The following is a 12,588-nucleotide window of genomic DNA, read 5'->3' on the forward strand; positions in this document are numbered from 1 at the left end:
CCGGCCTCGTCCTGAGTTCTGGTCAGCACGTTCACGCCGTGGGTGACTGCTGCGGCTTCGGCGGTCGGCACGACACGTCGTGTAGTGCGGCCGGCGAGAGTGGTGATGGTGTCACCGAGCAGGCCGGTGTCCAGACCGCGCACTTCGAACAGATGATCACCGGACGCCAGCCCGTCCCGCTGACCACAGTGGTGCCATCGGGGCTGATCGCCACCGCGGACACCCCCGGCGCCTCGGTCGGCAAGTTGCGTACCGGCTGCCCCGTGATCGTGTTCCACAAGCGGACGCTCCACGAGGACCCGTTGTCGACGACGGTTGCCAGGAGCCGGCCATCCGGAGTGAAGGCGAGCGCATTGTTGCCGGTGAAGGCGTCCTCCAGATCCGGCGTCGGCTCAACGGCCGCCCGGGGGCACCGGTGCCCTGCGGCGTGCCGGGCGCCGACGCGGCGGCCCTGGTGCCGGGGACGTCGGGAGGTAGCTGCGAACACCCCAGAGACCGAACAGGATCAGCAGCGGTTGAGTCGCCGGCCTCGAGGCGTACCGGCTCGGTGTCGTCGACACTCAGCCAGCAGTACCCGTCGAGTACGGCACCGATCCTGATGTCTGCTCGTGGATCCGGAAGCGGAGTGCCCAACTGCCCCATACCTCCGGCCCGGACAGTGATCCGGCCCGTATGTGCAACGAACCGAGGACATCGGAGAGCGGGTCAGCCGCTGGTGTCATGCCGCGCATGGCAACGGAGCCTGACCGGGCCGCTGGTCCCGTCCGGAAGACGACCGTCGGCCCGCGACCGAGACCGGGACCGGCCGCGGGCCCGCGCTGTCCCCCGTCGGCGCCGGCTCCATGGACGGGACTGCCGGCTGCGTACCGGAGGTCACCGGGCGGGGACTGTCCCGCGTTCGCGGAACGGCCCGGCGGGGCACGGTCGGCACCGCGCCCCGCCCCGAAGGAGCAGGACGGGACGCAGCGAGGAGGTGGTGATCAGGCGAACGCGCAGATCGCGTACACCGAGATCCCGACGGTGCTGTACATGTTCTGCCGACCGAGACCGACCCAGCCTCGCCCGTCGTCCGTCGGGAACGAGCCGACCAGGATAGCGTCGTTGCCCTGTGCCTCGGCGCCGCCGCCGATGACGACCTTCCCCGCCGGGCAGTACACCGTCCGCCGCTGGAAGTTCGGCACGTTCGCGTTCGGCAGCTTCACCACCTGGTACCCCTCGACGGCAGCAGCTGCCGCCGGTGCCGCCTTCGGCTTGGCCTCGGCCCCGCTCTCCGCCGCCTGCGCCCAGCCGACACCCGACACGAGAGCCAGGGCCAGCACACCCGCACCAAGGGCCTTCTTGTTACGCATCCTTCTCCTTCACGTCCAGGAGGACCCCGCTGACCGGGGCCCTGCCTCGACCTCCACTCTGATCCGCTCAGGCATCCGGGAGCATCCGGTTCGTAGTCAAACGACCCGATGTGAGGAAGTGGAAGCACCGAGACGTACCGGACGCCGCGCGTACGCTCGGCGCAGCTGCGACGATGCCACCAACTGGCGCAGGGGCAACCGCTGTTCAGCGCCCGCAGCGCCCGAGCAGGCTCACCGAGTGCCCGGAGAGCGTCGATGGTGCGCCCACGCGCCGCCGCACGGGGTGGAGCCGTTCCTCGTTGTACCAGGTGACCCATTGGAAGGTCGCCCGCTCGATGGGCGATCTCGCTCTCGAACTGACCGACGACAACGGCCAGTCCCGACACCGGCCGGCGGACGTCATGGACCAGTGGCCGGCCCTCATCGGAGACTGTCTGGACCAGACCACCGGTGCCGCGGACGTCAACGACGCCATCGGAACGGCGGATCTGGCACCGATGATCACCGAGTGCTGGAAAGGGGCCGTCATGCGCGGCCGCGTCGACCGCAGCCGCGTTCCCTTCGACCGCTTCCTCACCGTGTCCCTGCCCCGCCTCCTCGACGCAGCCCACCCGTGCCCCTGCCCCGGTCGCGCGGCGGGGCAGGGCGACGGGTCGAAGGGCTCACGACCGGTGGCCGCCAGGGCCGTCGGCCTGCCGCGGCGGACCGAGCAGCGGCGTCTTCACCGGGGCGGCCAGGCCGACGAGGACAACCATCTCGTACCCGCCGGGATTGGTCTGCACCGGCACGGTCCGCCAGTTGTTCGTCAGCCACACGTTGCCCGACGGGTCGATCTGCACCGCGGTGTTCCGCTCCAGCCCGTCACTGGTGTAGCCGGTGTCGGCGGGGGAGATCGGGTCTCCCGTCGTGAGCCCCGGCGGGCAGGCGGAGACCCGGGCGCCGCAGAGGTTGGCCACCCGCCGGCCGCCGAAGTTCGACACCCATACGGTGTCGTTCCCGTCGACGGCCATCCCCCACGGAAGGAACAGGCCGTCATTGACGAACGGCTTCCGCGGTGTGCTGCCGTCGGGGCGGATCATCGTGACGGAGGCGTCCACGTGCCGGGTGACGATGTCCACGACGGCCTCCGCCAGCATCGCGGGCGTGGTGCCCTCGCACGGGGCCACGACCACGCCGCCGTTGGACACCCAGACGTTGCCCAGGCTGTCGGAGGCGATCCCCATGGGCCGCTTGATCCCGCCGCCCTCGACGGTCCTGACCAACTCGCCCGAGGGGGAGAGCAGTCCCACGTTGTCCGTTCCGTTGCCGGTCACCCAGGCGCGGCCACGGGTGTCGACCGTGACGTCGAAGGGCTTGACGATCCGGTCGCCGAAGGGGACTTTGCGCGCCTCCTCGGCCCGCCCGTGCGGGATCCGGGTGACGCTCCTTCCGCCGCAGTTCGCGACCCAGACGGTGCCCTCGCGGTCGGACATCAGCCCCTGCGGCTGCAGGATGCCGCCCCGGCGCCAGCCCCGCGGCGGCGAGATCGGCCGGCCGTTCGGGGTGAACTGGGACACGCTGCGGTACAGGCGGTCGGCGTCGAGCGGGCACCCGGCGCCCTGGAAACCGAAGTTGCCCACCCACACCCGGCCCTGGGGGTCGAGGGTGACGCCGTAGCCCGCCCCGTACAGTCCACCGCCCCGGTACGGGGCGCCCGGCACCGCCTCCCCGGTGGGGGTGAGGCGCGACAGGATCCGCGATCCGCAGGCGGTCCGGAAGGGGTCGGGGTCGAACGTGTAGTTGTTGGCGATCCAGGCGGTGCCCTCGGCGTCGAAGGCGACGTTCCCGGGCCCGTCGAGTTCATGGCCGTTGCCGACGTAGCGCAGCGCGATGGTCCAGGCGTCGGGAGCGCTGGTGAGCGCCGGGCGGTACTCCTGCCGTGCGGACGCGAGGCCGAACAGCGCCTGGACGTCGTGTCCGGGTGCCCGGGCGATGTCGGCGGCCGCCTGGAAGGTGTCGCGGGGTGCGCTCCGGCCGGGCGGGGTGGCCAGCGAGAACAGTTCGTCGCAGGTCTCCCCGGCGGTGCAGCCGGCCAGGATGTTGGCCAGCGAGTTGAACGCGCGCAGGGTGGAGGTGCGATCGCCGTTGGGTGCGGTGCCGAGCACCCGGGCCACGTCGCCGGTACTGATGTCGGCCAGGTTGTGGGAGACGCCGGCGGCGTTCTGGAGGCCGGGGTGGCCGCCCGAGATCTCGGAGCCCTTGGTGAACTGAGCCATCGCGAACCCGGCGGCGACCGTGGTCCGTTCGTTGACGACGATCGACGGGTACCTCCCGGGCAGGCCGAGGACACTGGTCAGCCGGACGGGAGAGACCCGGTGGCCGGCCCGCCCACGGTGGGGCCGCTTCGCCGTGTCGGCGGTCACGTAGAGGACCGCCTTCGGGTCGGAGGGCTGCTCGTAGACGAGCTCGAAGCGCCCCCGCGCGTCGCTGCGGGTCCGGGCCAGGGCGCGCGCCCCGCTCCCGGTACCGTCCCCTGCCTGGTACAGCGTGACGCGGGCTGCGGCGAGCGGACCGTCGCCGCTGCGCACCACGCCGCGCTGGGCGACGCCCTCGTGCCGGTCCGGCGGTGCCCCCGGGGTCTGAGCGTACGACGCGCCGACGGACAGGGCCGACAGGGCGGCACTCAGCACCAGGATGTTGCGATGTCGCACGGTCGCTCCGTTCTCTCATGCGGGAACCGCGGCCCGGTCGAGGGCAGGCCGCGGGGACGCCGTCCAAGGTCCCACCGCGCGGTCTCCTGGCGCCGCAAGCACGAGGCACGGTCCAGGGATGTGGCCCCAACAGGTGATGCCAGCGGCCCCCACTGGTCCGCTTGGGCGGATCCTCCCGTGCCTGCCCGGTGGCCACCGCCCCAGGGGTCCGCCCCGGGGGAGCTCCCGTCCGGTGCAGGCACCTGTTGAGGACGTCGCCGGCGGGGAGCGGTAGCGCGCATCGAGCCCCCGGTACCAGCGGATGCGGCGGGCCTCCACGGTCTTCGCTCCGAGGACGGCCGGGCCGGCACCTCGTGTTGCCCGCGCCCCACCCGGCCGGCTGGAAGCGGCGCAGCTCCGGTTCCGTCCGGGCAGCAAGGTCATCCCCCCTGGCCCGGCCGGAGTGCCGGTCCGCGTCCGGAGCCACCCGGTCCCTTCGCGGGTGGCATGCCGCTTGCGGAGTAATGAGGGGGTGGGGCTGTTCGGCTGTGTCACGGTGTGGTCTTGCTTGATCAGGGTCGGGTCGGGAGGCCGGGGTGTACTGCTCGCGTGAGTGGCTGTGTGAACGGATCCGTCGTGACAGCCACGCGACCCCTGCAGTCCCGGCACGGGCCGGTGCCTGGCACAACGACTCGGCGCAGCCCCGGTCCAGCGGCGCCGCCCGGGTGCTGTCCGAGCCACGGACGACCGGAACGCTCGTCCCGGACACACGGCGGATCGCCACGACCGCGGCAGCCGGCGTGCCCGCCCGTCAGCTCTTCGCGCTGACCGCCGGGCGGCTCCCTCCCATGGGCACGTTGATCCCGCCCGACACCACCCCCGGCGGGCCGGGGGCCGCCGGGAGCGAGTTCCGGCAGAACAGGCGAGGGTGATGGCGGGGGGCGAGGAGAGAGCAGGAGGAAAGCGTCCGCCCCGCGCCGACCCCCTGGCGCGTCTGAACGCCGAACTGGGCAGGATCGAAGCTCAGCTGCGCGCTCTGACCGAGGCCAAGGACCGAGTTCAGGGCCTGTTGGAGGCGGTGGTGGCCATCACCCGGGAAGTGGAGCTGCCCGCCGTGCTGCACCGCATCGTGACCACCGCCATGGACCTGGTCGGCGCCCGCTACGGGGCGCTCGGAGTTCTTGACGAATCCGGCGAACGCCTGGCGCAGTTCAACGCGGTCGGCCTGGCCGGGCAGGATCGCGAAGCTCTGGCCGAGGTGGGATTTCCTCGCGGAAGGGGCGTACTGGGGTACCTGATCCACCATCCGCGGCCCTTGCGGGTGGACGACATCGCCTCCCACCCTGCCTCCGTGGGCTTCCCTCCCGGCCACCCCCGTATGCGCACGCTTCTCGGCGTCGCCATCAGTGTCCGCGGCGAGATCTACGGTGACCTCTACCTTTCCGAGCGACGCGACGGACAGCCCTTCGACGCCGACGACGAGAACATCGTCGCCGCACTCGCGAGCGCCGCCGGCATCGCGATCGAGAACGTCCGCCTCCTCGATCAGGTCCGCACCGGATCGGAGCAGTTCCAGCGGCGGCTGCTGCCGGCGCTGCCCGACCTCCGGCCCTTCGATGCCGCCGCGTTCTACCGTCCCGCCGCAGAGCCCCACCATCTCGGCGGCGACTGGTACGACGCCATCCTGCTTCCGGACGGCGCGGTCGCGGCCGTCATCGGTGACGTGGTCGGCCACGATCTGGATGCCGCCGCCGCCATGGCCTCCACCCGCCACATGCTGCGCGCGCTGCTGTTCACCCTGCGCACTCCGCCCAGTGCCGTCCTCAGCCAGCTCGATCGCACCCTGGAGGCCATCACCGACAATCCGGTCACCACCACCGGCCTGGCTCGTATCGAACCCGACGGTGCAGCCTGGAGACTGCTCTGGAGCAGCGCGGGCCATATCCCGCCGCTGCTGATCACCCCCGACGGCCGGACGGAACACCTGTTCGCGGAGCCCGGGCTGCCACTGAACGTCGACACCGGGCAGCCCCGCCCCGACCACACCCACCCCCTGCCCCCGGACACCACCGTGGTGTTCTACACCGACGGTCTGATCGAGCATCCTGACCGCCCCATCGACGAGACCCTGAGCGAGCTCGGCAGAGTCGCCACCGCACACGCCTCCCTGCCCCTGCCCGATTTCGTGCAGGCCCTGGCCGATCACAATCCCAGTGACGGGCACGACGACATGGCCCTCCTCGCCCTGCGCACCCCGAGCAGGAGCCGCACGGGTCCGGAGCGACGCGGCTGAGGCGGAACCGCGAGGGCGGCAACACCACCACGAGCGGTCATCCGGAGCAATACCGACAGCGCACACGGCGGAGGGTCACACAGATGGGCAGCACGATGGCGGAGTCGGCAGGGTCGGCCGACGGTGGACGGCGGAGCCGTGTCGTGCGGAGGGCTCCCCGGTGACGGTCGCACGCCGTGCCCGGCTCCGGCGCGGCGGCAGGACGGCTCTGCAGATCGTCGCCGTTGCCGCGCTCTACTACGCCTCCGCCGAGCTGGGCCTGCTCCAGCAGCTCGTGCGCGACCAGGTCACCCCGCTGTGGCCTCCGACCGGCATCGCCCTGACCGGCCTGCTCCTGATCGGCGCGCGGGTCTGGCCAGGGATCGCACTCGGTGCCCTTCTGGTGAACGTCCCCCTCGGGCCGTCGGCCCCTGTCGCCCTGGCCATCACGACAGGCAACACACTCGCACCCCTCTGTTCCTACGCACTGCTTCGCCGTACCGGGTTCCGCACGGAGTTGAACCGCTTCCAGGACGCGCTCGCGCTGGTCTTCCTCGGCGGGTTCACCGGCATGCTCATCAGCGCGACCGTAGGCAGCGGCACGCTGTATCTTGCGCAGGTTCTGCCCGACGACCGGTTCTGGCCCACGTGGTGGGTCTGGTGGACCGGGGACGCCATGGGCGTTCTGCTGGTGACGCCCGTGCTGCTGGCCCTCCGGTCGGTGCACTGGCCGAAACGGACCCCACCATCGCGGTGGGCAGAAGGCGCACTGCTTGCCGCGGCGACCGCCGCCTTCGGTCTCCTCCTCGAGACTGCCCCCGCGCCGCTCCTCTTCCTCGGCTTTCCCCTTCTGATCTGGGCTGCCTTCCGTTTCCAGCAGCCCGGTGCCGCGCCCTGCGCCCTGGCCCTGTCCACCTTCGCCATTCTCTCCGCCACTCGCGAGACAGGGGCGTTCGCCGGTCAGAGCCTGCTCACCAACATGATCTCCTTGCAGGCGTTCAACGCCACCGCCGCGCTGACCGCGTTGCTGCTCTCCGCGACCATCACCGAGCGGAACCGGACCCAGGCGGAGATCGAGGCAGCCTCCCGGCGACTCTCCGAGATGGTGGCGCGGAGCAGACCGGACATCGGTGGCCCGCCGCTCCCCGAGGCCCGGGGCAACGACGAGGAGGACGGCGGGCAGAACCGGCCACCGTGATCGACCGGAAGGCACGATGAGGAACGATCCGGCGGCCGGCCCACCCTCACCGGTGACGCCCCACGGCTGCTACGCGAGGACGCGGCTGCCGTGGAGCAGCCGCGTCCTCGGTGGTGCGAGTGCGGATCGCGGCTGCCGCGACGACCCGGCGACCGTGGACGAGACAGACGGCGGGAACCACGTGCATCGCTGGCCCCCTCCCCCCGGCGGCACCGTCACCCGCGCCCCCGAGTCTCACGGGAAGGTCAGCCGGAAACTGCTGATGTAGCCGGTGTCGTAGGCGGCCCGGTCCTGGACGCGCAGCTTCCAGGTGCCGGCTGCCGTCTCGGCGGCGGCATTGACCGTGTAGGTGGCCTGGACGTTGTCGGCGGAGTCCGGGGCCGAGTACGGCTTCAGGTTGTAGACGCTGCCGTCGGGAGCGACCAGATCGACGACGAGGTCGCCGCGCCAGGTGTGGATGATGTCCACGCCGACGGCCAGGTCGGCGGGGGCGTTGCCCGGAATGCCGCTGACGGTGACGGAGGAGGTCACGGCGGGCCCGTTGTCGGGGATGGAGACGTCGGTGGTGTTCTCGAAGACCGTGCCGGGCGGCGGTGTGGTCGCCCCGGAGGAGAGGGTCCAGACCGCGTGGGCGATGGCGTCGCTGTTGCGGTCCAGTGCCGTGTCACTGATGTTCGACGTCGTGTCGCACGAGGAGTGGTAGCAGCGGTCGAAGGCGGTTCTGGTGCCGCCCCATTTCTGCACCTGGGCGGAGGTCTTCGTCCGGCTCGCGCCGGTGAACAGTCCTCCGACGGGTATGCCTGCGCTCTTGAAGGACGCGTGGTCCGAGCGTCCGTCGCCCTCCGTCTCGATCTCGGTGGGGATACCGCGGCCGGCGAAGTAGTCCTTGAAGGTCTTCTCGATCACGGGGTCGTCGTCGTAGACGAAGTAGCCCGGGTTCGGGGAGCCGATCATGTCGAAGTTCAGGTAGCCGCTGATCTTCTGGCGTTCGGCGGAGGACAGGTTGCCGACGTAGTACCTCGAGCCGACCAGGCCCAGCTCCTCGGCGCCCCACCAGCCGAAGCGGAGGTGCTTGTCCGGCTGGTGGCCGGCTCGGGCGACGGCGAGCGCGGTCTCCAGGATCGCCGCCGAGCCGGATCCGTTGTCGTTGATGCCCGGACCGGACGTCACCGAGTCGAGGTGAGCGCCCGCCATGAGAATCTGGTCGGGGTCTCCGCCGGGCCAGTCGGCTATCAGGTTGTAGCCGGTCCTGCCGTTGGACGAGAACTGCTGGAGGGTCGTGGTGTAGCCGACCGCGTCCAGCTTCGCCTTCACGAAGTCGACGGAGGCCTTGTACCCGGCCCGGCCGTGGGCGCGGTTGCCGCCGTTGGCGGTCGCGATGGACTGGAGGTCGGCCAGATGCTGCTTGACGTTGGCCACGGGGATGTCGGGGGCGGCGGCAGAGGCCTGCTCGGCAGTGGCGGCGGGGACGGCCCCGGCCAGCAGCCCGGCGAGCGCTACGCCGGCAACCGTGAGGACACGCTTGCGAACGGTGAGGTTCATGTGTGGGGGCTCCATGATTCCGAACTGGGGATGGGGTACGGAACGTTGCGCGTCGCCCCGCGGAACTTGGATGCGGGGCGCTGGAGCTGTGTGGTACCTGTGCCTGGTGCGGCCGTGCGAGCTGAATGTTCGGTGAACTGTTGACGTGGCGTCAAGACCTGTAACCGGCCGTCCGGGGAAGGCTCTCGCGATCCGGGCGGATCCCGTCCGAGCACATGGGGCCGAACCGGACCGTCCGAGGACCGAGCCGTACACCGCGGACCATCCGGCATAGCGGGGCCAGGACCGGGTCAGGACCCGCACCACCGCAACGACGTCCTGCTGCCGGAGCCCACCTGGTACCGGCAGCAGGATCAGGACATCAGGAGGTGGCGTTGATCGTGGCGACCCGGTCGGTCACGGCACGGTCGTCGTACACCGTGATGGTCACCTTCCTGTCCTCCGGAATGTCCGGATTCACTTGGGCGACGTCCCAGCTGTCGGACGTACCCGCAGGCGTGTACAGCCCGTACCGTCCGCATCTCCATTCTTGGTCTGCGTCACGATTCACGGGGACGCGCTTCACGCGAGGGAGAGTTCCTCCACCGCCCTCGCGGCGCAGAATCAGCATTGAGCTCGGTGGTGACAGCAGCGGCGCTCGGAGACGGCGGGAAGCCAGGGGGTCAGTCTTCAGCAGGGACCACGCGTACACGTACCAGCAGGCCAGTATGGTCAACTGCGCGCTGCCGCCCCGGTCGTAGTACTCCCGTGCCGGCCGACACGACGCGCGACGCGGCCACGCGCCCGTGCCGGCCTCATCCAGCGGACCGCGGTCGAGTGCCCAGGCGTAGGCCGCCGCGGTACGCGACACGGCACGGGTCTCGGCGTTGCACGGCAGGTGATCGCGCGGGTTTCGCGTGGCTGCACGGCTTCCGAAGGCTGCGGATCCGCTGGGAACGACAGTGTCCGTTGCTCACGCAACGGGCCCTGCTTGACCTTGACACGGTGACAGGGTCTTCACTGCCGGACGAGGAGGTGGTCTCGATGACGATCACGAGCCAGGACGCGGATGCGCTACGGGCGCTCCGGGGGCTGGAGGACGGCCGCTCGTCGGTGCGGCTGCGCGCTGCTCTGGCGGTCGGCACCACGCCTGACCCGCGCTTCGTCGACAAGCTCGTCGAGCGGTGCGCGCTCGAGCCCGAGTTCTTCGTCCGCGACGCGCTGACCTGGGCACTCATCCGTCACCCGGTGTCCATGACGCTTCCCGGGCTGCTCGGCGAAGTGCGTTCGGAGCGTGCGCAGGCACGGAGCCAGGCGCTGCATACCCTGTCCAAGATCGGGGACCGGCAGGCGTGGCCGGCCATCACACGGACGCTCCTGACCGACGCCGACGACGAGGTCGCGCGGAGCGCCTGGCGGGCCGCGGTGGCGCTCGTGCCGGAAGGCGAGGAGTCGGGGCTGGCGACGGTGCTTGCGACACAGCTCGGGCGCGGTGGGAGGGAGACCCGGATGAGTCTCAGCCGGGCGCTGGTCGCGCTGGGTGAGGTGGTCGTGCCGGCTCTGCGTGCCGCGACGACGGCCCCTGACCCGCGCATCCGCGCGCACGCGCTCGCCACACAACGGCTGCTGCGCGACCCGGACTCCGGGTTCGAGTTCGCGCTCGAGGAGGCGAAGCGCGTCGTGGCACTCGGCAGCCCCGGCCAGGAGGGACGATAGGACGTGTTGATCGGTGAGGTGGCGCGACGGTCCGGGGTCAGTGCCCGCATGCTCCGGCACTACGAGTCGCTCGGTCTGGTGCGTCCTTCGGGTCGTACGGGTTCCGGCTATCGGGAGTACTCCGGGGAGGACATCCAGCAGATCTTCCATGTCGAGAGCCTGCGATCGCTGGGGCTGTCGCTGCGTGAGATCGGGCGCGCGCTGGACGATCCCGGCTTCACGCCCTCGGCGCTCGTCGGCGATCTCATCCGTCGGACGCGGGAACGCATCGCGGCGGAGACCGAGCTGCTCATGCGGCTGCGCCGGATCGATGCCGCAGTCCCCGCCGACTGGGAGGACGTCCTCCGGGTCGTCGCGCTCCTGCAGGCGCTGGAGTCGAAGAGCGCCGACGCGCGCCAGCGTGCGGCCCTGTCCTCGGTCGAGGAGATTCCGGTGCCGGTGGAGGCCCTGGTCGACGCGGCGCTGAGCGAGACGGAGCCGAACGTCGCCGGGGCCCTTCGCTGGGCGCTGGCGCGATCGGGCGACCGCGGCTCGGCACTGCTGGCGGAGGGCCTCGGGTCACCGGTGGCGGCGGTGCGGGAGCGTGCCGTTCAGTCCCTCGTCGAGATGCCGGGTGGGGAGGCTACCGCGCGTCTGCGGGACGCCCTCGGGAGCCCCGACGTAGTGGTCCGTGGGTACGCGGCTGTCGCCCTCGGGGCTCGTGGTGTGGCCGATGCGGTCCCGACGCTCCTCGACATGATCGTGGAGGGAAGGAACGACATCGATGCGGCCGATGCACTGAGCGTGCTGGCGAGCGACTCCGCGACGGCCGATCGGATCGCGAGCGGGCTCGTGGACCGCCTCGCCCACGACACTGCCGGAGCACCTGCGCGCGGACGGCTGACCCAGGCGCTGGCGGGTATCCCGGGAACGAGGGCGTCGCGTGCCCTAGCGGAGCTGTCGCACGACGCGGACCCTGCCGTTGCGCTGACCGCCGCGTACCTGCTTCAGCTACGCGGCGCACGGTGACGGATCTCTCCTGCCTGCACGCGTCGACAGAGGTTCGAGGAACACCCACCGCTCCGCCCGGTGACCTCGTCTGTCGCCTTGACAGCGAGGGGGACCGCCGGCGGTGCTGTTCCGAGGTGACTGGGTCGATGCGGACTTGCGAGGCGGGCAGCGCTCCAGCGCCGCGGCTCCCGAGGGGGCCTCTGCAGGAGGCCACTTGAAGAGGGAGAACGCAACTTCGGCAGAGTCCGCGAAAGGTGTCGGAACGAAGAGCGGGGTTCGCTGACTCGGAACCCTGAACGGTGCTGATGCAGCGGCTACAGCTCCATCTCGATGCGTTCCACGTCGGTGAACTCCACGCCCAGGCCGTGGGCGCGGGTGTTGTCGGCGCGGAAGTACGTCTCTGCCAGACCCTCGGCCGCGATGCGCTGGAGCTGCTGCTCGGTGGCGCCCTGCTCGCGCGCGGCGAAGAGACGGCCCGCCCAGAGCGGCGGGAGGGCCTGGGTGATGTCTCGGATGCGGGCGTCGTCGGTGGTGCCCGGCGCGGCGGTGAACCCGAACCTGGCGCGGGTCGAGACGACCAGGCCGTCCGTGGACTCCGCCCGCTGCCTGGCCTTCGCCCGGATCTGCGGCTGCCACCGGCGCCTGACCTCGCGCTCCATGCGTCCGCGCAGGCGGCTGCGGGGCCGCTTGAGCCGGCCCTTGAGGTATCGCTCCACGGTGCGTTGGGAGACGCCCAGCAGCTGGGCGACCGCCCTGGTGCCCTTGAGCTGCTTGACCAGGTACTTCATCTGCGCCTGGGCGCTCTTGGGGACGGGCCGGGTGAAGGCCCCCTCCAGCACGCGGTCCAGGCTGTCCCCGACCGAGTCCGCCATG

At 71.2% G+C, this 12,588-nt stretch carries 9 protein-coding genes and 1 pseudogene; 5 read left to right on the forward strand and 5 right to left on the reverse strand.

All coding sequences use genetic code 11. From position 1 onward, the window contains the following. Nucleotides 1–31 precede the first annotated feature (31 nt). Together V5O46_RS31845 and V5O46_RS07905 are read right to left on the reverse strand one after the other, a co-directional pair. Nucleotides 32–487, reverse strand: a complete 456-nt coding sequence (locus tag V5O46_RS31845; RefSeq protein ID WP_408648938.1) for a WD40 repeat domain-containing protein — start codon at nt 485–487, stop codon at nt 32–34. A 493-nt stretch (nt 488–980) separates the two neighbouring features. Beyond that, nucleotides 981–1,349 (reverse strand): hypothetical protein, encoded by a 369-nt coding sequence (locus tag V5O46_RS07905; protein WP_332883752.1) that lies wholly within the window; start codon nt 1,347–1,349, stop codon nt 981–983. Between the two features lie 335 nt (nt 1,350–1,684). On the opposite strand from V5O46_RS07905, the pseudogene V5O46_RS31850 reads away from it, so the two are divergent. After that, nucleotides 1,685–1,915 (forward strand): annotated as a pseudogene (locus V5O46_RS31850) (TetR family transcriptional regulator C-terminal domain-containing protein); the annotation flags it as partial. A 96-nt stretch (nt 1,916–2,011) separates the two neighbouring features. Here the strand turns inward: V5O46_RS31850 and V5O46_RS07910 are convergent. Then, nucleotides 2,012–4,039, reverse strand: a complete 2,028-nt coding sequence (locus tag V5O46_RS07910; RefSeq protein WP_332883753.1) for an NHL repeat-containing protein — start codon at nt 4,037–4,039, stop codon at nt 2,012–2,014. A gap of 910 nt (nt 4,040–4,949) precedes the next feature. Here V5O46_RS07910 and V5O46_RS07915 point away from each other — a divergent pair. Next, on the forward strand, nt 4,950–6,311 hold the full coding sequence (locus V5O46_RS07915) for a PP2C family protein-serine/threonine phosphatase (protein WP_332883754.1): 1,362 nt from the start codon (nt 4,950–4,952) through the stop codon (nt 6,309–6,311). A 160-nt stretch (nt 6,312–6,471) separates the two neighbouring features. Continuing rightward, on the forward strand, nt 6,472–7,488 hold the full coding sequence (locus tag V5O46_RS07920; RefSeq protein WP_332883755.1) for an MASE1 domain-containing protein: 1,017 nt from the start codon (nt 6,472–6,474) through the stop codon (nt 7,486–7,488). Between the two features lie 234 nt (nt 7,489–7,722). On the opposite strand, the gene V5O46_RS07925 is transcribed toward V5O46_RS07920, so the two are convergent. Next, the gene (locus V5O46_RS07925; RefSeq protein WP_332883756.1) at nt 7,723–9,030 is read right to left on the reverse strand and encodes a M28 family metallopeptidase; all 1,308 of its coding nucleotides are present in this window, start codon (nt 9,028–9,030) and stop codon (nt 7,723–7,725) included. A 1,023-nt stretch (nt 9,031–10,053) separates the two neighbouring features. Between V5O46_RS07925 and V5O46_RS07930 the strand changes: the two genes are divergently transcribed. Both V5O46_RS07930 and V5O46_RS07935 read left to right on the forward strand, forming a co-directional pair. Beyond that, nucleotides 10,054–10,725 carry a HEAT repeat domain-containing protein gene (locus V5O46_RS07930; protein ID WP_332883757.1) on the forward strand — a complete coding sequence of 224 codons (672 nt, stop codon included), beginning with the start codon at nt 10,054–10,056 and terminating at the stop codon, nt 10,723–10,725. A gap of 3 nt (nt 10,726–10,728) precedes the next feature. After that, entirely contained in the window at nt 10,729–11,733 is a 1,005-nt protein-coding gene (locus tag V5O46_RS07935; RefSeq protein ID WP_332883758.1) for a MerR family transcriptional regulator, read from the forward strand. A gap of 296 nt (nt 11,734–12,029) precedes the next feature. Here V5O46_RS07935 and tpg read toward each other — a convergent pair whose 3' ends face one another. Next, nucleotides 12,030–12,587 carry a telomere-protecting terminal protein Tpg gene (gene tpg / locus V5O46_RS07940; protein WP_332883759.1) on the reverse strand — a complete coding sequence of 186 codons (558 nt, stop codon included), beginning with the start codon at nt 12,585–12,587 and terminating at the stop codon, nt 12,030–12,032. Nucleotide 12,588 lies beyond the last annotated feature (1 nt).

This window comes from Streptomyces poriticola (genome assembly GCF_036689765.1).
Lineage (GTDB): Bacteria > Actinomycetota > Actinomycetes > Streptomycetales > Streptomycetaceae > Streptomyces > Streptomyces poriticola.